This is a genomic window from Brevundimonas diminuta, from assembly GCF_050310045.1.
Lineage (GTDB): Bacteria > Pseudomonadota > Alphaproteobacteria > Caulobacterales > Caulobacteraceae > Brevundimonas > Brevundimonas diminuta_F.
Genome location: NZ_CP190005.1, coordinates 1,021,161 through 1,045,015 on the forward strand (window position 1 = coordinate 1,021,161; position 23,855 = coordinate 1,045,015).

At 67.3% G+C, this 23,855-nt stretch carries 21 protein-coding genes; 8 read left to right on the forward strand and 13 right to left on the reverse strand.

Annotation, left to right across the window (positions count from 1 at the left end):
* The first annotated feature begins 156 nt into the window (after positions 1-156).
* Positions 157-1,749 (forward strand): S10 family peptidase, encoded by a 1,593-nt coding sequence (locus tag ACORJG_RS04790; protein WP_427792043.1) that lies wholly within the window; start codon positions 157-159, stop codon positions 1,747-1,749.
* 203 nt (positions 1,750-1,952) lie between these two features.
* Here ACORJG_RS04790 and purM read toward each other — a convergent pair whose 3' ends face one another.
* On the reverse strand, positions 1,953-2,990 hold the full coding sequence (gene purM / locus ACORJG_RS04795; RefSeq protein WP_427792045.1) for a phosphoribosylformylglycinamidine cyclo-ligase: 1,038 nt from the start codon (positions 2,988-2,990) through the stop codon (positions 1,953-1,955).
* Positions 2,991-3,071: 81 nt separating this feature from the next.
* On the opposite strand from purM, the gene rnd reads away from it, so the two are divergent.
* A complete protein-coding gene (gene rnd / locus ACORJG_RS04800; RefSeq protein ID WP_427792047.1) occupies positions 3,072-4,226 on the forward strand; it encodes a ribonuclease D in 1,155 nt (384 codons plus the stop codon).
* Positions 4,227-4,388: 162 nt separating this feature from the next.
* On the opposite strand, the gene ACORJG_RS04805 is transcribed toward rnd, so the two are convergent.
* The 3 genes from ACORJG_RS04805 to ACORJG_RS04815 form a co-directional block, all read right to left on the reverse strand.
* Positions 4,389-5,879: a Ppx/GppA family phosphatase gene (locus ACORJG_RS04805; protein WP_427792048.1), complete on the reverse strand. Its 1,491-nt coding sequence runs from the start codon at positions 5,877-5,879 to the stop codon at positions 4,389-4,391.
* Positions 5,879-8,110 carry an RNA degradosome polyphosphate kinase gene (locus ACORJG_RS04810; RefSeq protein WP_427792050.1) on the reverse strand — a complete coding sequence of 744 codons (2,232 nt, stop codon included), beginning with the start codon at positions 8,108-8,110 and terminating at the stop codon, positions 5,879-5,881. The genes ACORJG_RS04805 and ACORJG_RS04810 overlap by 1 nt, the downstream gene beginning before the upstream one ends.
* Before the next feature lie 104 nt (positions 8,111-8,214).
* A complete protein-coding gene (locus ACORJG_RS04815; RefSeq protein WP_427792051.1) occupies positions 8,215-8,877 on the reverse strand; it encodes a chromosomal replication initiator DnaA in 663 nt (220 codons plus the stop codon).
* A 198-nt stretch (positions 8,878-9,075) separates the two neighbouring features.
* Between ACORJG_RS04815 and aspS the strand changes: the two genes are divergently transcribed.
* Positions 9,076-10,908, forward strand: coding sequence for an aspartate--tRNA ligase (gene aspS / locus ACORJG_RS04820; RefSeq protein ID WP_427792053.1), 1,833 nt, complete (start codon positions 9,076-9,078; stop codon positions 10,906-10,908).
* A gap of 80 nt (positions 10,909-10,988) precedes the next feature.
* On the opposite strand, the gene ACORJG_RS04825 is transcribed toward aspS, so the two are convergent.
* The 3 genes from ACORJG_RS04825 to ACORJG_RS04835 all read right to left on the reverse strand — a co-directional run bounded on the left by ACORJG_RS04825 (position 10,989) and on the right by ACORJG_RS04835 (position 15,156).
* Positions 10,989-11,900, reverse strand: coding sequence for a pentapeptide repeat-containing protein (locus ACORJG_RS04825; RefSeq protein ID WP_427792055.1), 912 nt, complete (start codon positions 11,898-11,900; stop codon positions 10,989-10,991).
* A gap of 65 nt (positions 11,901-11,965) precedes the next feature.
* The gene (locus tag ACORJG_RS04830) at positions 11,966-12,460 is read right to left on the reverse strand and encodes a pentapeptide repeat-containing protein (protein ID WP_427792056.1); all 495 of its coding nucleotides are present in this window, start codon (positions 12,458-12,460) and stop codon (positions 11,966-11,968) included.
* A 71-nt stretch (positions 12,461-12,531) separates the two neighbouring features.
* On the reverse strand, positions 12,532-15,156 hold the full coding sequence (locus tag ACORJG_RS04835; protein ID WP_427792058.1) for a TSCPD domain-containing protein: 2,625 nt from the start codon (positions 15,154-15,156) through the stop codon (positions 12,532-12,534).
* Positions 15,157-15,388: 232 nt separating this feature from the next.
* On the opposite strand from ACORJG_RS04835, the gene ACORJG_RS04840 reads away from it, so the two are divergent.
* Together ACORJG_RS04840 and ACORJG_RS04845 are read left to right on the forward strand one after the other, a co-directional pair.
* Positions 15,389-15,781: an NADH:ubiquinone oxidoreductase subunit NDUFA12 gene (locus tag ACORJG_RS04840; protein ID WP_303718210.1), complete on the forward strand. Its 393-nt coding sequence runs from the start codon at positions 15,389-15,391 to the stop codon at positions 15,779-15,781.
* Positions 15,778-16,470 carry a DUF2155 domain-containing protein gene (locus tag ACORJG_RS04845; protein ID WP_427792060.1) on the forward strand — a complete coding sequence of 231 codons (693 nt, stop codon included), beginning with the start codon at positions 15,778-15,780 and terminating at the stop codon, positions 16,468-16,470. The genes ACORJG_RS04840 and ACORJG_RS04845 overlap by 4 nt, the downstream gene beginning before the upstream one ends.
* Here the strand turns inward: ACORJG_RS04845 and aat are convergent.
* Genes aat through aroQ form a run of 4 tightly spaced genes read right to left on the reverse strand, consistent with a single transcriptional unit; the run spans position 16,437 to position 19,493 of the window.
* Entirely contained in the window at positions 16,437-17,144 is a 708-nt protein-coding gene (aat, locus tag ACORJG_RS04850) for a leucyl/phenylalanyl-tRNA--protein transferase (protein WP_427792061.1), read from the reverse strand. The genes ACORJG_RS04845 and aat overlap by 34 nt on opposite strands.
* 9 nt (positions 17,145-17,153) lie before the next feature.
* Positions 17,154-18,506, reverse strand: a complete 1,353-nt coding sequence (accC, locus tag ACORJG_RS04855) for an acetyl-CoA carboxylase biotin carboxylase subunit (RefSeq protein ID WP_427792063.1) — start codon at positions 18,504-18,506, stop codon at positions 17,154-17,156.
* A gap of 5 nt (positions 18,507-18,511) precedes the next feature.
* A complete protein-coding gene (gene accB / locus ACORJG_RS04860; protein ID WP_427792065.1) occupies positions 18,512-18,997 on the reverse strand; it encodes an acetyl-CoA carboxylase biotin carboxyl carrier protein in 486 nt (161 codons plus the stop codon).
* Positions 18,998-19,037: 40 nt separating this feature from the next.
* Positions 19,038-19,493 carry a type II 3-dehydroquinate dehydratase gene (gene aroQ, locus ACORJG_RS04865; protein ID WP_427792067.1) on the reverse strand — a complete coding sequence of 152 codons (456 nt, stop codon included), beginning with the start codon at positions 19,491-19,493 and terminating at the stop codon, positions 19,038-19,040.
* Between the two features lie 207 nt (positions 19,494-19,700).
* Here aroQ and ACORJG_RS04870 point away from each other — a divergent pair, with 207 nt between their 5' ends.
* The 3 genes from ACORJG_RS04870 (at position 19,701) to ACORJG_RS04880 (ending at position 21,427) form a co-directional block, all read left to right on the forward strand.
* Positions 19,701-20,126, forward strand: coding sequence for a hypothetical protein (locus tag ACORJG_RS04870; protein ID WP_427792068.1), 426 nt, complete (start codon positions 19,701-19,703; stop codon positions 20,124-20,126).
* Between the two features lie 122 nt (positions 20,127-20,248).
* Entirely contained in the window at positions 20,249-20,446 is a 198-nt protein-coding gene (gene thiS, locus ACORJG_RS04875; protein ID WP_427792069.1) for a sulfur carrier protein ThiS, read from the forward strand.
* A gap of 192 nt (positions 20,447-20,638) precedes the next feature.
* Positions 20,639-21,427 carry a thiazole synthase gene (locus tag ACORJG_RS04880; protein ID WP_024352990.1) on the forward strand — a complete coding sequence of 263 codons (789 nt, stop codon included), beginning with the start codon at positions 20,639-20,641 and terminating at the stop codon, positions 21,425-21,427.
* 140 nt (positions 21,428-21,567) lie between these two features.
* Here ACORJG_RS04880 and ACORJG_RS04885 read toward each other — a convergent pair whose 3' ends face one another.
* Both ACORJG_RS04885 and ACORJG_RS04890 read right to left on the reverse strand, forming a co-directional pair.
* Positions 21,568-22,356: a thioredoxin domain-containing protein gene (locus ACORJG_RS04885; RefSeq protein WP_427792070.1), complete on the reverse strand. Its 789-nt coding sequence runs from the start codon at positions 22,354-22,356 to the stop codon at positions 21,568-21,570.
* Between the two features lie 44 nt (positions 22,357-22,400).
* Positions 22,401-23,822, reverse strand: a complete 1,422-nt coding sequence (locus ACORJG_RS04890) for a M48 family metalloprotease (protein WP_427792072.1) — start codon at positions 23,820-23,822, stop codon at positions 22,401-22,403.
* Between the last annotated feature and the right edge of the window lie 33 nt (positions 23,823-23,855).

A 23,855-nucleotide genomic window follows, 5' to 3' on the forward strand; every position in this document is an offset into this window, starting at 1 on the left:
ATCCGGCTTGGCAAGAGGGGAGCCGGGGCGAGGGCCGGGGGCGTATCGTCGTTGAATATTTGTTGCCGAACTGTCGTAAACTCCGTTGCTTCTTCGGAAACGGCGGCGTTAGCGTCGATCCGCCGGAAAGTCCGGCCTGTCAGGGGGGAGTATCCTATGCGTCGTTTGTTGACGGCTGCCTGCGCGGCGGCCCTATTGGCCGTTCCGGCTGTTTCCGTGGCCCAGGAGGCCGCTTCTTCGGCCGGTTCGGGGCCGGTCCGCTCGGCTGCCGAGCGCCTGCGCAACGCCAATGCCGAACAGATCGAGAAGAACTGGGCGCGCGCCACGGCCGATGAGTCGGAAGTGACCACCAGCCACTCGATCAACGCCCACGGCCGCACCCTGCGCTATAAGGCGACGGCGGGCACGCTGACGGTCCGCAACGATGCGGGGATGCCCACGGCCAGCCTCTTCTATGTGGCCTATACGCTGGACGGCCAGCCGGTCGGCCGTCGTCCGATCACCTATATGTTCAACGGCGGGCCGGGTTCGCCGACGGTGTGGCTGCACATGGGCGCCTTCGGCCCGATGCGGGTCCAGACCGATGAGCCGGTGGTCGAGCGTCCTGCGCCGTTCAACCTGGCGCCCAACGACATGACCCTGCTGGACAAGACCGACCTGGTCTTCATCGACATGGTCGGCGCTGGCTATTCGCGCCCGCTGGGCGAGACGCCGGGTTCGGCCTTCTGGGGCGTTGATCAGGACGCGGACACCTTCGCCCGCGCCATCATGCGTTACACGACCAAGTTCGACCGCTGGTCCAGCCCGAAATATGTTCTGGGCGAAAGCTACGGCACCCTGCGCGCGGGCGCTTTGGTGCATCAGCTGGAAGACCGCGGCATGTCGCTGAACGGCGTGGTCCTGCTGTCGTCGATCATGAACTACGGCGTGCGCCAGCCGGGCTATCCGCAGAACTTCATCACCCTGCTGCCGACCTATGCGGCGACGGCCTGGTATCACAACAAGATCCCGAACAAGCCCAGCCTGGAAGAACACGTCCAGCGCGCTCGTGAATTCGCCATCGGCCCCTATGCGGCGGCCCTGTCGAAGGGGCACCTGATCTCGGACGCCGAGCGCGCCCAGATCGCCCAGCAGATGAGCGCCCTGATCGGCATTTCGCCGACGGTGCTGGATCAGGCCAACCTGCGCCTTGAGCTCAGCCCCTTCCGCAAGGAACTGCTGCGCGACCGTCGCCAGACCATCGGCCGTCTGGACATGCGCTATACCGGCATCGACGCCAACGCCGTCGGCGCCTCGCCCGAAGAAGACCCGTCGAGCAGCGCCATCACCGGCGCCTATTTCGGCATCTTCCGCGACTATATCGCCACGACGCTGAACTATCGGACCGATGTGGATTACCGCCAGTCGGCGCGCGGCCTGCCGGGCTTCAACTGGGACTGGAACCACCGTCCGCCGGTCGGCGGCCCGCAGACGACGCCGAACACGGCCGTCGATCTGGCCACCGCCATCCGTCGCAATCCGCACATGAAGGTGCTGGCGCTGAACGGCTATTACGACGCCGCCACGCCGTTCTTCAGCACGGAGTACGATCTGGCCCAGATGATGCTGGAGCCGCACCTGCGCCGGAACCTGGAGTTCACCTACTATGAAGGCGGCCACATGATGTACACGGCCCGCCCGGCGCTGGAGCAACTGCACGTCGACCTGTCGAAATTCTACGACGAGACGGTCAACGGCGGCCTGCGCTGATCCCGGCGACAGTCTGAAATGAAGAAGGCCCCGGTCCATGCGGCCGGGGCCTTTTTTCATCGGAGCTATGTTTTTCGCCGTCATCCTCGGGCTTGACCCGAGGATCGGGTTGTCCGCCTGCGCGAGGTTGGCAGGGAGAGCGCGCCGCCGCCCTTGATCCTCGGGTCAAGCCCGAGGATGACGGAGAAGGGGAGGCGTGGAAGCTACGCGGCCTGCAGTTGCCCGCAGACAAACGCCGTCTCGCCCGCGTTCAGCAGGGCGGCCAGCACTGTCTCTACGTTTTCGGGCGCGACGATCAGGATGAAGCCCACGCCGCAGTTGAAGGTGCGGCGCATCTCGTGATCCGACACGCCGCCGGTCTCGGCCAGCCACTGGAAGACGGCGGGCATCGGCCAGGCGTCCCAGTCGAAGCTGGCCTCAAGGCCCTCGGCGATGCAGCGCGGAGGGTTTTCGATCAGGCCGCCGCCCGTGATGTGGGCCGCGCCCTTGATCAGGTCGGCCTTCATCAGCGGCAGGACCGGCTTCACATAGATGCGGGTCGGCTCCATCAGGGCCTGCGCCAGCGACTGGTCCTTGGCGAAGGGGGCGTCATCGCTCCAGGCCAGGCCGGACTTCTCGACCACCTTGCGGATCAGCGAATAGCCGTTCGAGTGCGGACCCGACGAGGCCAGGCCGATGACGACGTCGCCCGGCTTCTGCTGGTCCAGATAGGGCAGGACCTTGCCGCGCTCGACTGCGCCGACCGAGAAACCGGCCAGATCATAATCGCCGCCCGAGTACATGCCCGGCATTTCGGCCGTCTCGCCGCCGACCAGGGCGCTGCCCGACTGGCGGCAGCCCTCGGCGATGCCGGCGACGACGCGGCGCGCAGCGTCCACGTCCAGCTTGCCCGTGGCGTAGTAGTCCAGGAACATCAGCGGCTCGGCGCCCTGCGCCAGCAGATCGTTGACGCACATGGCGACCAGATCGACGCCCACGCCGTCGTGACGGCTGGTCTCGATGGCGATCTTCAGCTTGGTGCCGACGCCGTCGGTGGTGGTGACGATCAACGGGTCTTCAAAACCGGCGGCCTTCAGGTCGAACAGGGCGCCGAATCCGCCCAGCGAAGCCTCTGCGCCGGGGCGGCGCGTGGACTTGGCCAGGGGCTTGATCGCATCGACCAGCTGTTCTCCGGCGTCGATATCCACGCCTGCATCGGCGTAGGTCAGGCCGTTGTTTAGGGCCTCGGGGGTGTCGCTCATCGGTCACGGCTCGAAATCGGGGGCGAAAATTTGTCGCAGCGCTCTTGCCACGACGGCGTCGCGCGGGGCTATAGCATCGGAATGACGCCAATCACCACCAATGACGCGCTGATCGCCTTCTGCGATCGTCTGGCCAAGGCTCCGTACATCACCGTTGATACGGAATTCATGCGGGAAACGACCTATTGGCCCAAGCTGTGCCTGATTCAGGCGGCGGCTTCGCCCACGGACGCCGCCATCATCGATCCGATGGCGGAAGGTCTGGATCTGGAGCCTTTCCTCGACATCCTGCGGGACGAATCGATTCTGAAGGTCTTCCACGCCGCCCGGCAGGACGTGGAGATCTTCAACAAGCTGGGCGCCATGCCGCGCCCGCTGTTCGACACCCAGGTCGCCGCCATGGCCGCCGGGTTCGGCGATCAGGTCAGCTATGAGGCGCTGGTCCGTCAGATGCTGCGTCAGGAACTGGACAAGGGCAGCCGCTTCACCGACTGGGCGCGCCGCCCGCTGTCGGAGGCGCAGCTGACCTATGCGCTGGGTGACGTGACGCACCTGTCGGCGCTGTATCCCAAGCTGCGCGACCGGCTGCAGAAGGAAGGCCGTCTGGACTGGGTCATGTCGGAAATGGGCGCGGTCACAGACCCGGCGCTCTATGACACCTCGCCCGAGAACGCCTGGAAGCGGCTGAAGCCCAAGAAGTTCAACGCCAAATATCTGGCCGGTTTCGTGGCCACCGCCGTCTGGCGCGAGCGCGCGGCGCAGGAACGGGACCAGCCGCGCGGCCGCATCCTGAAGGACGAGGCCATCGACGAGATCGCCGTCCAGACGCCGACCGACCCCGACGCCTTCAACCGCCTGCGTTCGGTGCCCAAGGGCTTCGGCGGCTCGCGTCTGGGGCTGGAGCTGGCGGCCGAGCTGAAGCGCGTCCTGGCCGACCCGGAAGCCCATGCGCCCAAGCTGGAGCGGCCGTCGCACAACCAGCCAGCGCCGCCGTCGGTGGTCGAACTGCTGAAGGTGCTGCTGAAGGCCAAGAGCGACAATGCGGGCGTGGCGGCCAAGCTGATCGCCACCGTCTCGGACCTCGAAAAGATCGCCCTGAATGACAATGCGGACATCGACGCCATGAAGGGATGGCGCCGCGAACTGTTCGGCGAAGACGCGCTGAAGCTGAAGAAGGGCGAGATCGCCCTGGTGCTGAACGGCGCCCGCGTCGAAGTGGTCGAGATCGAGGGCTGATACTTTCTCCCTCCCCTTCATGGGGAGGGTGGTCGCGCAGCGACCGGGTGGGGAGGGCTAGGCAATCCTGGCCTCGGCGTTTGACTAGCCTCGCCGCCCCCACCCGGCTTCGCCCTTCAGGCTCAGCCACCCTCCCCATGAAGGGGAGGGAGAGGCGTTGCGTTAGATTTTCAGCGTCAGATCCATCGCCTCGGCCAGCGCCTTGGCGCGCCGCTTCGTCTGCTCTCCCAGCAGCATGTCTGCATAACCGTTGGCGGCGGTGACGCGCAGGGCGCCTTTCTCGACCGTGGCTGTGGCGTTCGCCAGCAATTGCGGAGAGCGGCCCGACAGGTCGCAGGCCAGCCGCATGGCCAGCCCCAGCGCTCGCGCACGCTTCTGGCCCTTTTCCGACAGCAGGCGGTTGACTGTTTCCGGCGCAGGCGTGCGCGCTTCGCCGCCATAGCGGGCGTTCATCGCCACAGCCATGAAGGCGCGTTCAGTGTGCGTCTGGCCGGGAATCGGCGACCACAGCACCTGATCGAACACCAGATTGATGCGATGGTCCGGGTGCAGTCGCGCGCCCAGGTCGGCCAGGCGGCAGACCGATGAGGTCAGCAGGGCGTCTCGTTCCTCGCCGAACACCTCGGGCAGGGCCGAGGCGACGGATTGCAGCCAGCCGTCCAGCGCGCGCGGCAGGGCCGGGTCCACGCCCTGACGGCCGCCCCAGGCGGAACAACCGGCCAGCAGCGGATCGACCGCCCGCATGGCGGGCTCCATGCCTTGATACAGCAAGCCCTCGCGCACGCCCCAGGCCGAGAAACTGACCGACGACAGCCCCAGTCGGTCGATCAGCCCCTCCAGCACCAGTGCGGCGTAGGGCAGGGTTTCAGCGCGGCGCTTGGACAGGCCGGGCAGCTTTTCCAGCGAGGCGCGGGACTGGCGAGCGACCAGACGGGCCATGTCGCGGGCGTCGGCGGCGCTCATGGCGTATTGGTGGACGATGCGGATCGGGTGCTCGATCATGGCCATATGCATCTGGGCCAGACTGCGCCAGGCGCCGCCGACGGCGTAGAGTGTCGGGGTGGCATAGTCGTCTTCGATCGGCTCCAGTCGCCTGGCGATGCGGCCGCGCAGACGCTCAGCGTCGAACCCCCTGTCGTCCAGCAGGGCGAACGGCCCCAGCGGCAGGGTCACGCCCTTGCCGCGCGGACCATCCCCGATCCGCGTCAGCTCCAGACTGGCGCCGCCCATGTCGGCGGCCACGCCGCGCGCGCCGGGATCACCCGCCAGCACGCCCAGCGCCGAATATTTCGCCTCTTCCTCACCGCTGAGGACGCGGATGTGCAGGCCCGTCTCGGCGGCCACGCGTTCGCAGAACAGGGGGCCGTCCTCGGCCTGACGCACGGCGGCGGTGGCGGCGACCAGCACCTGATCGGGCTGGACGCCCTCGATCACGGCGGCGAAGCGGCGCAGCGCCGTCATGGCCATGACCACGCCGGGCTCAGACAGGCGCCGGGTGGCGGCCAGATCACGCCCCAGACCGGCCAGCACCTTCTCGTTGAACATGGTCCAGACCGCGCGGCCTTCCAGCCGGTACAGCACCAGACGCACCGAGTTGGAGCCGATGTCGATGACGGCGATCTGTTTCGATTCGTATTCGCGCTCGGGGCTCATCAGCGGCGCTTCCGCACCTTGAGGCCGGGATAGGACAGGGCGCCGGGCAGGGTCTTCACCTTGCGGCCGCGTCCCGACAGGCTGGGGTTGGTCATGAAGTATTTATGCGCCGAGAAGGGTCGCTCGGACCCGCTGGGGATCACCCGTCGATAGGAGCCGTCGGAGGCCAGAACCCAGCTCTGGGCGTCGTCCTTCAGATTGGCGACCATGATCTGATCCAGCACCTGGTCGTGGACGGTGGCGTTCAGGATCGGCGTCATCACCTCGACCCGGCGGTCCAGGTTACGCGGCATCCAGTCTGCCGAGGAGATATAGAGTCGCGCCCGGTTGCTGGGCAGGTCGTGGCCGTTGGCGAAGGCGACGATGCGGCTGTGCTCAAGGAAGCGGCCGACGATCGACTTGACCCGGATATTTTCCGACAGGCCTGTCACGCCGGGGCGTAGGCAGCAGATGCCCCGGATGACCAGTTCGATGCGCACGCCCTGCTGGCTGGCGCGATAAAGGGCGTCGATGATCTCGGGGTCGACCAGGGCGTTCATCTTGGCCCAGATGGCGGCGGGCTTGCCCTTGGCGGCGGCGACCATCTCCTTGCCGATCATCTCGATCAGGCTGGTCTTCATGTTCAGCGGCGAGACGACCAGGGCTTCCAACTCGTCCGGCGCCGCATAGCCGGTGATGTAGTTGAACACCCGCGTTGCATCGCGGCCCAGCGCCGGGTCGCAGGTGAACAGGCTCAGGTCCGTATAGATCTTGGCCGTGACCGGGTGATAGTTGCCGGTGCCGAAGTGGCAGTAGGTGCGAAGGCTGTCGCCCTCGCGCCGCACGACGACGCTCATCTTGGCGTGGGTCTTGTACTCCACGAAGCCGAAGACGACGTGGACGCCCGCCCGTTCCATCTGGCGCGCCCAGCGCAGGTTGGCCTCTTCGTCAAAGCGCGCCTTCAGCTCGACCAGGGCGGTGACGTTCTTGCCGTTCTCGGCCGCCTCGATCAGGGCGGCGACGATGGGGCTGTCTTTTGATGTGCGATACAGCGTCTGTTTGATGGCGATGACGTGCGGATCGCGCGCGGCCTGACGAAGGAACTGCACCACCACGTCGAAGCTCTCGAACGGGTGGTGGATCAGCATGTCCTTTTCGCGCACGGCCGCGAAGATGTCGCCGCCGTTGTCACGCACCCGCTCGGGATAGCGCGGCTCATAGCCCTTGAACTTCAGGTCGGGATGGCCGCCGGGGATCAGTTCGGACAGCTGGGCCAGACCCAGCATCCCGTCGACCAGCACCACGTCCTGCGGCTGGGCGTGAAGCTGGGCGATGATGAAGTCGCGCAGGTCGTCGGGCATGTCCGCCTGAATCTTGATGCGGACGACCGAGCCCATGCGGCGCTGCTTCAGCGCCTCTTCGAACTCCATGACCAGATCTTCGGCCTCTTCCTCGATCTCGATGTCGGAATCGCGGATCAGGCGGAACAGGCCCTTTTCCAGAATCTCGCAGCCGGGGAACATGTGATCGATGAACAGCAGCAGCAGGTTTTCCAGCGAGACGTAGCGCGTCCGTCCCGGCGTCGAACGCCCGTCCGTCGCTAGCGCCCAGAAGCGCCGCACCTGCGTCGGCACCGGCACCAGAGCATACAGGACGCGGTTGTCGCTGTTGCGCCGCAGCTTCAGCGCCAGCGAGAACCCCAGGTTCGGCAGGAAGGGGAAGGGATGCGCCGGGTCGATGGCCATCGGCGTCAGCACGGCGAACAGCTGGTTCAGGAACTCAGGCTCCAGCCGCTCGCGCTCGGTCTTGGTGATGCGGGCGCGCTCGACGATTTCGATCCCGGCGGCGGCCATCTCCTTGCGCAGGACGCGCCACTGGCGTTGCTGTTCGGCCATCAGGCCGCCCGCCGCCGCATTGACCTGTTCTAACTGCTCGGCCGGGGTCAGGCCGTCAGGTGAGACGACGCGGACGCGCTCGCGCACCTGACCCTTCAGCCCCGCCACACGGGTCATGAAGAACTCGTCCAGATTGTTCGCTGAGATGGACAGGAAGCGCACCCGCTCCAGCAGGGGGTGGCCTTCGTTTGCGGCCTCTTCCAGCACGCGGCCGTTGAAGGCCAGCCATGACAGCTCGCGGTTGATGAACCGCTCGGGCGAGGCCATCAGCGCCTCGGACAGCTCCAGCTGAGGCGCGCGCGAGGAGGGGACTTCTTCACCGGTGGTGTCGACGGCGATGGGCGCGATATCGGTCATGATTCTGTTGTCGCGCGCGCCTGTGACGGCTGCAACCGCGATTGTGTCGCGGCAGGCGGGACTTAACTATTCCGCTCATCCCCGCCTCCGCAGGGATGAGCGGGTTAGGGTTCCCCGTCCAGCACCTGGCGCGCCAGCACGCGCGTCACGGGGCGGTGCAGGGCGTCCAGACGGTCGACCACGGCCTCAGCGGCGTCGGCCGAGCGGTCGATGCGGCGGACCAGATAGTCGATCAGCTCATCGGCCGGGGTGATGTTCCGGCTGGCGAAGGCGCGGCGCAGCATGGCGGCGAAGACCACGTCGTCGGGCGCCTCTATCCCCACGGTGCGGATGGCGTTCAGGCGCGAGCGCAGATCCGGCAGGTCCGTCGTCCACGAGGCGGGCGGATCGCGCGACACCAAGAGCAGGGCGCCGCCGCCCGACTGGGTCAGGTTGATCAGGTGGAACAGCGCCTCGTCGCCCGCCTCCTGCGCGTCGTCCAGCAGGACGGGGCGACCCTCAAGCTCCAGCGGGTCGATGTGAGAGGCCTCGGCGCCGTGCAGGGCGATGGCGCCGGTGCGTTCCACCCATGCGGCGGCCAGATGGCTCTTGCCGCAACCCGCCGGGCCGAACAGGCTGAGGACGGCGCCCGGCGCTTCCGGCCAGGCGGCCAGGGCGGCCACGCCCGCGGCGTTCGCGTCTGATATCGCCAGATCGGAGGCGCGCTGGGGCGTCTCCTGCTGCAGCGGCAGGCGCAGTTGACGGATTTCGGCGGCCGGGGCGTTCATGATGACCGGACCCTAGCCGGACCGGGACGCGCCCGTCTCTGTTGATAGGGCGGGATCACGGGGACAATCTGTGCGCTGCTGTGGATGGCGTATCAGGGGCGTTTGTGGCGTCAGCCTTGACTTTCTCGGGCGATGATGGGCCTTTCCCCGCTCCTAATTCACGCTGTACGACAGCCGTTTTCAGACGAAAATCCGATCATGCACGCCTATCGCACCCACACCTGCGGCGCCCTCCGTTCGACGGATGCGGGCGCGAATGTTCGTCTGTCGGGCTGGATCCACCGCAAGCGCGACCACGGCGGCCTGCTGTTCATCGACCTGCGCGACCACTACGGCCTGACCCAACTGGTGCTGCACCCCGAAACGCCGGGCTTTGAAGTGGTCGAACGCCTGCGCGCCGAAAGCGTCATCAAGATCGACGGCGAAGTGGTCCTGCGCGAAGGCTCGACCGTCAACGCCAACCTGCCGACCGGCGAGGTCGAGGTGCGCGTCCTGTCGGTGGAAGTCCTGTCGGAAGCCGCCGAACTGCCGATGCCGGTCTTCGGCGAGCAGGAGTATCCGGAAGAGATTCGCCTGAGCAACCGCTTCCTCGACCTGCGTCGTGAGCGTCTGCACAAGAACATCGTCCTGCGTTCGCGCGTGATCCAGTCGATCCGCACCCGCATGGTGGCGCAGGGTTTCCTTGAGTATCAGACGCCGATCCTGACGGCCTCGTCGCCGGAAGGCGCGCGCGACTTCCTGGTGCCCAGCCGGATGCACCCGGGCAAGTTCTACGCCCTGCCGCAGGCCCCGCAGCAGTTCAAGCAACTGCTGATGGTGTCGGGCTTCGACCGCTATTTCCAGATCGCGCCCTGCTTCCGCGATGAAGACCTGCGCGCCGACCGCTCGCTGGAATTCTATCAGCTGGACGTGGAAATGAGCTTCGTCACGCAGGAAGACGTCTTCCAGGCGATCGAGCCGCTGATGCACGGCCTGTTCACCGAGTTCGGCGAGGGCAAGCCGGTGTCGCCGATCGACGGCGTGCACACCTTCACCAACGACTTCGGCCAGACGATGGAGCACAAGGGCTTCGAGCGTCTGACGTTCGAGCAGTCGATGAAGTGGTACGGCTCGGACAAGCCGGACCTGCGCAACCCGATCAAGATGCAGGACGTGTCGGACCACTTCCGCGACGGCGGGTTCGGCCTGTTCGCCAAAATTCTGGGCGCCGACGAGAAGAACGCCGTCTGGGCCATCCCGGCGCCGACCGGCGGTTCGCGCGCCTTCTGCGACCGCATGAACTCCTGGGCGCAGGGCGAGGGTCAGCCGGGGCTGGGCTACATCTTCTGGTCGGACGACCAGCAGTCGTGGGGCGGCCCCATCGCCAAGAATCTGGGTCAGGAGCCGACCGAGGCCCTGATGACCTCGTTGGGGCTGGGCAAGGGCGACGCGGCCTTCTTCGTCGCCGGTCAGCCGGGCGTCTTCGCCAAGTTCGCCGGTTTGGCCCGCACCCGCGTCGGCACGGAGCTGAAGCTGGTCGACGAGGACCAGTTCAGGTTCTGCTGGATCGTCGACTTCCCCATGTTCGAATGGTCGGAAGAAGAGAAGAAGGTCGACTTCAGCCACAACCCCTTCTCGATGCCGCAGGGCGGCATGGAGGCGCTGGAGACTCAGGACCCGCTGACCATCCGCGCCTATCAGTACGACATCGTCTGCAACGGCTATGAGTTGTGCTCGGGCGCGATCCGGAACCACAGGGCCGAGATCATGCTGAAGGCCTTCGAGATTGCCGGTTACGACGCCTCGGTGGTCGAGGATCAGTTCGGCGGCATGCTGAACGCCTTCCGCTATGGCGCGCCGCCGCACGGCGGTCTGGCGCCGGGCATCGACCGTATCGTCATGCTGCTGGCGGGCGAACAGGCCATCCGCGAGGTCATCGCCTTCCCGCTGAACCAGCAGGGCCAGGACCTGCTGATGAGCGCCCCGGCCGAGGTCGAGGAGCGTCAGCTGAAGGAACTGTCGATCCGCACCCAGCTGCCGATCAAGGTCTGATCCAAGCCACAGCGCTGAATTGGAAAAGGGAGGGGGCGACCCCTCCCTTTTTTGTATCCAGCCTTTTTTGCATCCGGGCGTCAGTTGCCCGACGAGATGACCAGATTGCGCTGCCGCGGGGGAACGGGCGGCGCCGGAGGGACGGGCGGCGCAGGCGGGGTGCGGATGACGCGGACGCTGCCGATGCGGCAACTGCGGGCCGTCAGGCCGTTGGGCAGTCGGGTCGAGGCGTCGCCGCAGGCCTCTTCGACCTGATCCGCGGTCAGGCCGCGTGCTCGGGACAGGTCCGCGCCGCGAATGTCGGTACGGCGCAGATCGGCGTCGCGGAAATCGGTGCGGTTGAAGCTGCTGCCCGACAGGCGCGCGCTGGTCAGATCGGCGTCGCGGAAAGAGGCGTTGTCGTAATTGCCGTTGGTCAGGTTCGACGACTTGATGTCGGCGTTCGAGAAGTCGGCCCCGCTGGCGTTGATATAGCTCAGATTGGCGCCGAAGATTTCGCTGTCCCTCAGCCGCGCGCGGGTCAGGACCGCATAGCTCATGTTGACGCCCTGAAGCTCGGCGCCGGTCAGGTTGGCGTTGGTCAGATTGGCCCGCATCAGGACCGAGCCGGTCGCCTCGGCGCCCATCAGCTGGGCGCCGGTCAGATTGGCGTTGGTGAAGACCGATCCGACCATCTCGACCCCGCGCATGTCGGCCCGGCTGAAGTCCGCCCCGGTGAAGTTCGAGCCCAACAGCTCGGCCCCGCGCAGATTGGCGCCGACCAGGGTGGCGTAGGTGAAGTTGGCGCCGGTCAGGGTTGCCCCTGACAGGTCGCGCCCGGACAGTTCACAGCGGGTGCAGCTTCCGCCCAGCGACACCATGCGCGCCACGTCGCGATCCTGGATCGAAATCATGTCCGCCGTGTGGGCCAGGGCAGGGGCGGCCGTCATCAGTCCCGCAAGGGCTGAAGCGGCGAGGGCCAGATGGCGCAGGGGCGAAATCGAACGTTTCATCACCCCTCCTGAATGCGCCAGGGTCGGTAAAAACCCTACTTAAATCGAGGTAACGATGGCGTCGCTCAACAGGCAGGAATGCGAAGACCCGACGGCAGAACCGTGTTCTGGTCGCCGCAGGCCTGATTCAGCTGCGACTGGCTCAGGCCGCGCGCGCGCGACATTTCGGCGCCCGACAGATTGGTCCCGTTCAGCTTGGCCCCGGTGAAGGTCGCGCCTTCCAGATAGGTCCCGACGAAGCTGGCGTTGGTCAGGTCCGCACCGCTGAAGTTCGAGCTGGACAGGACCGCGCCATAGGCCTCGACGTCGCGCATGTCCGTGCGGCTGAAGTTGGTGCGGTTCATCACCGACAGGCTGATGTCCGCCTGACGGATGCGGGCGCCCGACAGGTTCAGGCCGGTGCGCTCCATGCCCGAGAAGTCGCCCTGAAACAGGTTGCAGCCGGGGCAGGAGGCGCCGCGACGCACCTGGGCGATCTGCGAGGCGTTCTGCGCCGAGGCGGGCAGGGCCGTCAGCGTCAGGCCGACGGCGGCGAGAAGGGCGATGGCGGGACGGATCATGCGAATGGCTCCAGACTTTGCGCCTGTTGCAGCAAGAAGCGGGCCGCCGTTTCGGGACAGCCTGTCCCGATTCAGCCCTGAACCCTGGGCGTCGCGCCGCAGGCGCCGCAGACGGGCGTCCCGTTCCGATCCGTCAGCATCAGGTCGCCGCACTCGGGACAGGGACCGGCCTGTACGGGCGGGGTGGTGCGCGGCGACGCTTCCTTTCGGCCGAAGGGGGCGACAATCAGATTGTCAGGCGCCGCGCCTCGGGCGAAGCCCTTGGAGATGAAGCGGGCGGCGGGCACGGGCTGGGGCGCGTCGGTCGGGGCGCCGTCCATGCCGTCCAGATTGGCGGCCTCTGGCGTGACCTGCGCCAGTTCGCGCCGGTCCAGATAGGAGACGCCCAGCTCGCGGAACACATAGTCGAGGATGGAGGTCGCCGAGCGGATGGAGTCGTTCCCCGTAACCCGCCCCGACGGCTCGAACCGGGTGAAGACGAAGGCGTCGACGAACTCGTCCAGCGGCACGCCGTATTGCAGGCCGATGGAGATGGCGATGGCGAAGTTGTTCATCATCGAGCGGAAGGCGGCGCCTTCCTTGTGCATATCGATGAAGATCTCGCCCAGTTCGCCGTCTTCGTATTCGCCGGTGTGTATATAGACCTTATGGCCGCCGACCGAGGCTTTCTGGATATAGCCCTTGCGGCGGTCGGGCAGGCGGCGGCGGGTGCGGTCGCGCTCGATCACCTTTTCGACCACGCGCTCGACGGTCCGGGGGGCGGACTCAAGGACGGGCGCAGACTCGGCGCGGCGCGGAGTCTCCACCTCGGGCAGGCGCAGGCGGAAATCGGCAGGGGCCGAGGCTCGGCGCAGGGCGACGGCGCGGCGGCCGTCCAGCGCCGCCTCGGACAGGGCGCGGGCCAGATCCAGCCGGTCGGCCCGCCAGTCCAGCGTGATGGGGCGCAGGTCGGGCGCGTCGCTGAACGGCTCGACGGCGCGGCGCAGGTCGGCTTCCAGAGCTTTGCCGGATTGCGACAACAGGGGTCGCAGGGGTTCGGGCGCGGCATCCCAGTCGGACAGGTCGGGGCGGCCGAAGACGTAGTCGGTCGCAGCCCGGATCGCCGTCTCGTCAAAGCCCAAACGCGGCAGCAGGGCCTCGCCCGGCGCCAAGGTCAGGCCCAGCACGTCGCCGATGAAACCCTCGTCCAGCACGGGCGGGGCGAAGGCGGCGGCGAAATCCTCGACCGAGGCCAGGGCGCGCTCGATCCCCTCCAACTCCAGATCGGTGAAGCCCAGTTCGCGCAGGCGGGCGTGGCTAACGCCTGGCGCCTCGGCCAGGGTGCGGCGGCCGAACAGATGGCGCTCGGCGGCTTCAACGTCGGCGCCCGCGCGGGTCAGGGCGACGGCCAGCGCCGGGCGCAGGCGGCGCTCGACCTCGCCGTCCGCCGTTTGCCAGCCCTCGGTCGCGGCGAAGGGCGAGACGCTGAGGCGCAGGGCCAGTTCAGCGTCGTCGGCGAACAGGCTGATCGTCGCGTGACGACGGCCGTGGGCGCGCAGGGCCTTAACCGACTCGCCGCGTTCGGTCAGGGCGGCCAGGGTTTCGTCCTTCACCGTCTCCCACTCGACGCAGGGGCCAAGGCGTGCGGCCAGATCGGCCGAGGCGGCGTTGGCGCAGCGCGCGACCTGTGCGGCCACGGCGGCGGTGGGAAGGGAGGGCGCGGCGGCGTCCTGCGCCACGGCCCAGTCGGCCAGACCGCCCAGACCGATGGTGATGGGGCGCGCGGCGGAGCGGCGGTCGTGCGCGTCCAGCGTCAGGTCCAGCGTCGTGACCAGCAATGTGGTCAGGGCGGCTAGCGCCTCCTCGAAGCCGTCTCCGAAGAGGGCGGCCAGAGCGGGCAGGTTGATCGCTGCGCGGGGGGCCAGAGCCGCATCGGCGGCGGCGTCTGCGTCAGCGGGCGTGAAAACGGCGGCGACAGGGCCTTCCAGCGCCGCCTCGGCCACGGCCAGCGTCAGCGGCCCTCCTGCGGCGACCGTGTCGGGCTGGGCCAGCACGATCAGCGGCGCCTGCGGGGCGTCGGCCAAGGGCGCGGCGGCCGCCGAGAGGGGCTCGCCTCTGATGGCGCGCAGGATGTCGGCGTCGGCGGCGCCGCACTGTCGCGCGACATGGGCGGCGCGGGTCAGGGCCGGGTTGGACGCAGGGTTGGCGCAAGCCGCCGCATCGCCCTCGCACCGCGCCACGGCGGCGGCGACGTTGGCCAGCGATTGAGCCAGCGCCTCGGCGGCCTGACCAGCCAGCCGATCGCGGCGCCATGCGGCGGCCTGCTGGGCCAGACGGCGCCCGGCCTCGGGCTCGGACAGATCCAGACGAAGGGGGGCGATGCTGTGGCCGCCCGCAGCGCCGATAGCGGCCAGCCCCAGCAGGACGGCGGATGTCAGTTCATTTTCGAATCGGTCGGCTTCGGCGGCGTCGGCGAAGGCGCCGCCCTCATGCCCTGCGGCGGCGAGGCGCGCGGCCCAGTCCTGAACGGCGCCGTTCAGCGGCAGATCGGGGCGGACGGCGGCGGAGGCGTCAGCCCAGTCCAGCCACGCCTCGACCTGTGCGTCGGGCCATGCGACGGGCGCCAGCGTCATGTCGATCGCATCGGTGCGCTCGATCTCGCGCGGCTCCATGGCTATGGCGGCGGCCAGCGGAGCAAACAGGGGCTTGAAGCGCATCGGGGTCTCCCACGCTTGAGGCCAGACTGGAGGGCCAGACCGTGTCCTGGATGCAGCTTAACGGGGCCTGTTGACGCCATTCAATAGATGTTGCGGCTGGAAGGGGTGTTGCCCACAAGATGTTGAGGCTTTTCCCTTGCGCTCCGCGCTGGACGTAGGGCGTCGCGGTTTCTATGATCGGGCTGCGCCGCCGGACCTCCCCGGGGCGGTGGATTCGAGTGAGTTCGACGACGTGCTGAGCAAGATCTTCACCTGGTGGAACGGCGCCACGATCGGCACCCTGTTCACCGTTGGCAAACGCGGCCAGCAGGTCGGCACGGACGAGTTCGGCAACCGCTATTACGAATCCCGCGATACCGTCAGCTATGACGGCCGCAAGCGCCGCTGGGTCATCTATGACGGCTATGCCGAGGCGACCAAGGTGCCGCCGGAATGGCAGGGCTGGTTGCGCTACACCTATGACGAGACGCCGGCCGAGCGCCCGCTGCCGCGTCAGGCGTGGGAAAAGGATCATCTGCCGAACCTGACCGGCACGCCGATGGCGCGCCGTCCGCAGGGTTCGCTGGCCGCCCTGGGCCAACGCCCGGCCGCCACCGGCGACTATCAGGCCTGGAGCCCGGAATGACCCTTCGCCATGTCCTGCTGGCCGGGGTGGTCGTCGCGGGACTGGCGATATCCGGCGCCGGTTTGACCAGCGTCCTGATGGATCTGCCGCAGGACGCAACGCCTGCGCCTGCCGATCCGATCGGCGACATGCTACGCGACACCAGCCGCACGCCGCTGCAGAATCCGCAGGGTCCGGCGCAGCAGCCGCAGGCCCAGCCGAACAGCCCGGCCATCGTCATGCCGACGGCCCCCGCTGCTGCGCCTTCCACGCCTATCCTTGTAGCGCAGGGGCAGGAAGTCGCGGTTCAGGAAGAATTGCCCGAAGAAATTCCGTCTGAAGAAGTCGCGCCTGCGCCTACCGAACCGGCTTCACCTCCGGGGGTGCGCCAGCGCCGCCGCATCGCCGTTATTCAGGCGGTGGACAAGACCACGGCTGAAACCATGCGATTCGAGGTCGAGGTGGGCGGCCGTCCGGTGCGGTTCGGCAGGACCCTTCTGTTCAAGGCCCGCGCCTGCGAGGTCTCGGCCTCCGACGAAATGACCGAGGACGCCATCGCCTATATGGAGGTCGGGGTTCAGCCGCGCGGTCTGGCGGCGCCGACCGAGGCGCGTCAGGTCTTCAAGGGCTGGATGTTCGCTTCATCGCCCAGCGTCAGCGGGCTGCAGCACCCGGTCTACGACGCCTGGGTGGTCGGCTGTAAGGCGTAAGATACGGCCTCGGCCCCGCTTAGGGACGCCGTGAAGGCGTCGATGTCGGGCGTCGCCTGCAAGGCCCAGGGCAGCATCCGTAAGTAAGCTTCCTGCGGCGTCTCGACGGCGCCGAACTGGCTGAGGTGTTCGGTCAGGAACTGCGCGTCGAGCAATCGCCAGCCGCCCTTTTTCAGTCGCGCGACCAGATGGACCAGCGCGACCTTTGACGCATCCGTCGCCCGGCTGAACATGCTCTCGCCGAAGAAGGCGCCGCCCAGCGTCACTCCGTAAAGCCCGCCCACCAGCGTCTCGTCCCGCCAGCATTCGATGCTGTGGGCGTGCCCGCGCTGATGCAATTCGACATAGAGCCGGCGGATCGGGGCGTTGATCCAGGTGTCCTCACGCCCCGGCGCGGAGGCCGCGCAGGCGTCCAGAACGGCGGCGAAGGCGGTGTTCACCCGCACGTCGAACGGCTCGCCCCGCACGGTGCGGCGCAGGCGTGAGGGAATGTGGAAACGATCCAGCGGTATCAGGCCGCGCTGGTCCGGCTCGACCAGAAAGACGCGCGGATCGTCGTGCGCCTCGGCCATCGGGAAGACGCCCCGCGCGTAGCAGGCGAGCAGCGCCTCCGGTCCGAAGACGTCAGAGGGGCCGCTCGCGCTGAAACCGGGCTCGTCGGGAGCCTTGGGCAAGGCGGGCCTTTAGGCCTTGGCCTTCTGCGCCGCCGCCCACTTCTCCAGCCAGTGGATGTCATAGTCGCCCGACAGGATGTCCGGCTCCTGCAACAGCTTCTGGAACAGGGGGATGGTGGTGTCGACGCCGCTGATGACCGTCTCGCCCAGACTGCGCTTGAGACGCGCCAGCGCTTCCTCACGGTCGCGACCGTGCACGATCAGCTTGCCGATCAGGCTGTCGTAATAGGGGGGGATCGAATAGCCGGCGAAGATCGCGCTATCCAGACGCACGCCCAGACCGCCCGGCGCGTGGAACTCGGTGATCGTGCCCGGCGACGGGGTGAAGGTGTCCGGGTTTTCGGCGTTGATCCGCACCTCGATGGCGTGGCCTTCGAAGGTGATGTCTTCCTGCGTGAACGACAGCGGCAGGCCCGCAGCGATGCGGATCTGTTCGCGCACCAGATCGACGCCGGTGATCATTTCGGTGACCGGGTGTTCGACCTGCAGGCGGGTGTTCATCTCGATGAAGAAGAACTCGCCGTCCTCCCACAGGAACTCAATGGTCCCGGCGCCCAGATAGCCGATGGCGGCGATGGCCTTGTTGACTGTCTCGCCGATCTTGATCCGGCCCTCGGCCGACAGGGCGGGCGAGGGGGCTTCTTCCAGCACTTTCTGGTGACGGCGTTGCAGCGAGCAGTCGCGTTCGCCCAGGTGGACGACGTTGCCGTGGCTGTCGGCGATGACCTGGATCTCGATGTGGCGCGGCTTCTGGAGATAGCGCTCCATATAGACGGCGCCGTTGCCGAAGGCGGCCAGGGCCTCGGCCTGAGCCGTCTGCACGGCCTCGACCAGATCGTCAGCCGTCTGGGCCACCTTCATGCCGCGACCGCCGCCGCCGGCGGCCGCCTTGACGATCAGCGGGAAGCCGATGGCCTTGGACGCCTCGATGGCCTGTTCGACCGTCTCGACCTCGCCGTCAGAGCCGGGAACGACGGGAATCCCCGCCTCCTTCACCGCCTGTTTGGCCGTGATCTTGTCGCCCATGATGCGGATGTGGTCCGGCTTGGGACCGATGAAGGTCATGCCGTGGGCTTCAATGATCTCGGCGAAGCGGGCGTTTTCGGCCAGGAAGCCGTAGCCAGGGTGGATCGCCTGGGCGCCGGTGATTTCCGCCGCCGCGATGATCGAGGGGATGTTCAGATAGGACTTGGCCGCCGGCGCCGGGCCGATGCAGACGCTCTCATCGGCCAGACGCACCCACATGGCGCCGCGGTCGGCTTCGGAGTGAACGGCGACGGTGGAGATTCCCATCTCCTTGCATGCGCGGTGGATGCGCAGCGCGATCTCGCCCCGGTTGGCGATCAGGACCTTGGTGAACATGGGGCTCAGGCTTCCAGAACGACCAGGGCTTCGCCGAACTCGACCGGCTGGGCGTCGCCCACCAGGATTTCAGCCACGACGCCGTCGCGCGGCGCCTGGATCGGGTTCATCGTCTTCATGGCTTCGACGATCAGCAGAGTCTGGCCCTTCTTGACCTTGTCGCCGGTCTTGATGAAGGGGTCCGAACCCGGCGCGGGCTGCAGATAGGCGGTGCCGACCATCGGCGACTTCACCTCTTCGCCCGAGCGGGCGACGATGGTCGCCGGGTCCGACGGCATTGAGACCGGGGCGGCGGCCGGAGCCGCGTGGGCGACCGGGGCCGGGGCGGCGGCGTACTGGATCGGCGCGGCGGCGACGGTGACTTCGCGCTTGACCTTGATCTTCAGATCGCCGCGCTCGACCTCGATCTCGGTCAGATCGGTGTCGTTCAGGATGTCGGCCAGGCTGCGGACCAGTTCGGCGTCGATGTGCTTGTTCTTGTCGTCGGACATAGGGGTCTCTTCTACTTGATCTTCAGACGGCGCGCGGCGGTCAGCCCTTGGCCCCGGCGCGGCGCGCCAGGTCCAGAGCGGCCCGGACGGCCAATTCATAGCTGCGGGGACCGAAGCCGGCGATCACGCCGGTCGCGGCCAGGGACACATAGGAGTGATGCCGAAACGCCTCGCGCGCGGCGGGGTTCGACAGGTGGCACTCGACCACGGGGATGCTCAGCGTCTTCAGCGCGTCCAGCAGGGCCACCGAGGTGTGGGTGAAGGCGGCGGGATTGATGACCAGGGCGTCAGCCTCAGTCCTGGCCTCCTGAATCCAGTCGACCAACTGGCCTTCATGATTCGACTGATGGAAGACGACGCGGGCGCCGTCAGCCGCCGCCTCGCACATGGCCTGAACGTCGGCCAGCGTCTCGCGGCCATAGATCTCCGGCTCCCGAACCCCCAGCAGGTTCAGGTTCGGCCCATTCAGGACATACAGGGTGAGAGTTTCGGGCATTCGCTCGCAAAACAGGCGCGCCGCCGCGCGGAATCGAGCGCGCGTTGTAGCCCAGGTGGCGCGCGGCGCAAAGCGGGCGGGTGAAAAGGGTGACGTAAGGGGAGGTTGGCGACTGGGAGCGGGCCTTGTGGAAGTCCGCTAAGAGTGGTGAGCGGACCTAATGCGGGTCAAGATCCCCATGGTTGTCGCGGGACCGGAGCGGTTAGCATGAAAGTTGTACTCGCCGTTGGTGGATTTGCGTTCGGTGTTGCTACGTGGGGCATACTCGCGCTTTGGGCACCCGACATCAGCGTGGTGTTTTTCTTGCGCACGCTTGAGCCTGCAGCAGTAATAAGCATCGCGGGAGTCGCGGCGGTTATAATCGCGACACGCTTGCTGGCGTTCCTTGCCAGAGGGCGAATGCAGTCGGGCATGGCGCTATTCAGCGCGCTCACTCCGCCGATCATGCTAGGCGGCTACGCTGTTTTTCTGCTCATCCGGATTGTTGACGCCGTCATTTCACTGCCTGAAATTCCGGCAGACATTGTCGCGCCAAACGCAGCAAATGTGACTATGATGATTTCGTTGGCTTTGCTTTTCGCCGCCATTTCTCTTGAGATGCATGATCGCCCTCGGCCGGGCTTGGTCCCATAGGCCCCAAAGGGTCGAGAGCGGGCTTAGGACTTGGGTTTGATGTCCCGCGCCGGAACCCGCATTATCTAACGTCTCCGACTGAGGCCTTGCCTCTCCACCCTGCATGCCCTGGAGCGAACAGTTTGCGTATCGAAGTCAACGGCGAGGCGCGGGAGACCGCCGCCACGACCATTCTGGGTCTGGTTCAGGAGTTGTCGCTGGACCCTAAGAAGGTGGCGGTCGAGCGCAATCTGGAGATCGTGCCGCGCTCGCTGCATGGCGAGACGGCGCTGGCAGAGGGCGACAGGATCGAACTGGTGCAGTTCGTGGGCGGGGGCTGACCCTACAGCTCCGCTCATCCCGGCGAACGCCGGGATCCAGTCCTTTGGCGACAGGTTCGCCCTTCAAAGGTTGCGCGTGAGGTTCTCACTGGATCCCGGCGTTCGCCGGGATGAGCGGGAAGGGGTGTGGCGACTCATCAATTCCCGCAACGCCGCTTCCCCCCGGCGACGGGCGGCGCTACTTCCCTAGACATGACTGACACCGCTCCCCGCACCGATAGCTGGACCGTCGCCGGCCGCACCTTCAACTCGCGCCTGATCGTGGGCACCGGCAAGTATCGCGACTACGCCCAGAACGCGGCGGCGGCCGAGGCGTCGGGTGCCGAGATGGTCACCGTGGCCGTGCGCCGGGTGAACCTGACCGATCCGAACCAGCCGGTGCTGACGGACTTCATCGATCCGAAGAAATACACCTATCTGCCGAATACGGCGGGCTGCTTCACCGGCGAAGACGCCGTGCGGACCCTGCGCCTGGCGCGCGAGGCGGGCGGCTGGACCCTGGTGAAGCTGGAGGTTCTGGCGGACCCCAAGACCCTGTTCCCCGACATGGAAGAGACGCTGCGGTCGCTGAAGTTGCTGACCGCCGAAGGCTTTGAGGTCATGGTCTATTGCACCGACGACCCGGTCTATGCGCGCAAGCTGGAGGACGCGGGCGCCGTGGCCATCATGCCGCTGGGCGCGCCGATCGGCTCGGGGCTGGGGGTGCAGAACCCGATCAACATTCGCCTGATCGTCGAGCAATCGAAGGTGCCGGTGCTGGTCGATGCGGGCGTCGGCACGGCGTCGGATGCGACCATCGCCATGGAACTGGGCTGCGACGGGGTGCTGATGAACACGGCCATCGCCGAGGCGCGCGATCCGCTGCTGATGGCCAGCGCCATGAAGCACGCGGTCATCGCCGGGCGCGAATCCTATCTGGCCGGGCGTATGAAGAAGCGGTTCTACGCCGATCCATCATCGCCGCTGGCGGGGCTGATCTAGGATTTCTCCTCCTCACTGCGTGGGGAGGTGGCGCGGAGCCGAAGGCGACGTGACGGAGGGGCCGCTTGGTTCCGCCGTTGCAAAGCCCCTCCACCGCTTCGCGGTCCCCCTCCCCATGAAGGGGGGAGGAAAATGGCGACCTAGCCCTTCTTGGCCGCTTCGATCAGGGCGCCGACTTCGCGCGGGTCGATGCCGGGGCTGGCGACGCCGTTGATGAAGAAGGTCGGCGTGCCCTGCAGGCCCAGAGCCGCCGCTGCGGCGTGGATGTCGGTGACGTGGCGCGTCATTTCGGGGGCGGAGATGGCGGCGGTCGCGCTGGCCATGTCGACGTCGTTGTCGGCCAGGATGCGGTCGATGGCGGCGCGATCCAGCGAACGCTCGCTCATCAGGGCGTCATAGACGGCCAGATACCTGCCCTGCTGATGCGCGGCCAGGGCGGCGCGGGCGGCGTATTGCGAGGTCACGTCCTCGCCCCGGTCCAGGATCGGCCAGTCCTTGAAGACGAAACGCACGTCGGGATGGGCGGCCATCAGGGCGCGATAGTCGGGGGCCACCGCCTTGCAGCCGGGGCAACGGAAGTCGAAGAATTCGATCACCGTCACCTTGGCGTTCGCGGGGCCGAAGGCCGGGTCGCGCGGATCGACGGCCAGCAGGGCCGGGTTGGCGGCGGCGGCGGCGTTGATGGCCTGGACGCGCGACTGGGATTGCATCGCCTCGCGGGCGGCCAGAACCTCGTCCAGCACCTGCGGGTTGCGGATCAGATAGTCGCGCACCTTGCCGCCGAAGCTGTCGCCGACATAGGGCGCCGCCGACAGGGCCAGGGCGATGGCCGACAGAGCCACGGCGACCCCGCCCAGCACCGGGCCTGACAGGGCGAACCGGCCTTTGTTCGCGGGGGAGGGCGTCTGGCCCGGAGCGTCGTCAGTCATCAGGAACTCGTCGGTCGACAGGGGGGAGGGGCGGCCTGAATGGATCAGCCGCCGGGCGGGATGACGCCGGAGCGGCTGCGCTGTTCATTGCGGCGCTCGGCGTCGGTGATGTCTTTTTCAGTGGCGCCCGAGGCCAGCACGATGTCGGTGGCGCGGCGCCACTCGATGGAGCTGCGGTCCAGCATGTCGCGGGCGCGCATGGCGAACTGGGCGGCCTGATCCGGGCGGCGCAGGGCGAACCAGTATTCGGCCGAGGCCAGTCGCGCCTCGCCCTCCTTGTTCTGACTGGCGTAGGCCTGGGACAGCAGGCGCCAGCCCATGGTGTTGTCCGGCTCCAGCGCCAGGGCGCGCTTCAGCTGGTTCTCCGCCTCGGCCAGCTGGGTCGGGTCGCTGGTCTCGATCAGGGCGTGGGCCAGATTGATGCGAAGCAGGGGGGCGTCGGGCTTCAGCTGCACCGACTTCTGGTGCGCCTCAAGGGCTTCGGACGGGCGGCCTTCCTCGAACAGGATCTGGCCTTTCAGCTCCCAGAAATAGGGATTTTCGGGCTGTTCGGCCAACAGGACGTCGACCGCGTCCAGCGCCTTCTGCGTCTGGCCGTCGCGATACCAGGCGATGGTGCGGGCGTAGCGGGCGGGCAGGGAGACGTCGCTGGACGGATAGTCGCGCAAGGTGGCGTTGGGCGCGTCCATGAAGGCGCGGATCTTGGCCACGACCAGGGCGTGCTGAGCCATCCGCTCATCGCTGTCGCGCTTGTCGTAGTTCGAGGCGGCCTCGACCGGGCGACGCAGGGCGTCGATCCGTTGCGACGACAGGGGGTGGCTGCGGAAATACGGATAGCGGCGCTGGTCCGAAAAGATTTCCTGTGCGCGGAAATTCTCGAAGAACTCGACCATGCCGCGCCCGGATTCCCCGGCGCGCTCCAGGGCGCGGGCGCCGGTGATGTCGGCCTCGCCTTCCTGGCTCTGCATATAGCGGAGGGCGCCCAGGGTGCCGAAATACTGGCTGGAGGCCAGCAGCGCCGCGCCCGCGTCCGGTGCGCCCGCGATCGCGGCCAGGGCGCCCAGCGCCATGGTCATGATCATCGGCTGCATCCCGGCGTTCTGGGCGCCGTCGCGCAGGGTGTGGCGGTTCTTGATGTGCCCGGCCTCGTGGGCGATCACGCCCAGAAGCTGGTTGGGGTTCTTGGTCCGCAGGATCAGGCCGGTGTTCAATCCCATGATCCGCCCGCGCGTGGCGAAGGCGTTCAGGTCATTGTCGTTGACCAGCAGGATCTCGACTTCTTTGGGATCGAGGCCCATGGCGTCGAGCACGGGCTCGGACCATTCATGGATGATGCCTTCGATCTCGGTGTCCCGGATCAGGCTCTGCGCCTGCGCGGCGGCGGCCGAGGCCAGCACCGCGAGGGCGCTCAGGCCTGCGGCCAGATTGCGCCGGAAACGGGTTGCAGCGGGGGGCGTCCTGGTCATGACGAACTCCAGAGCGATAGTCTCCCCCGCAGC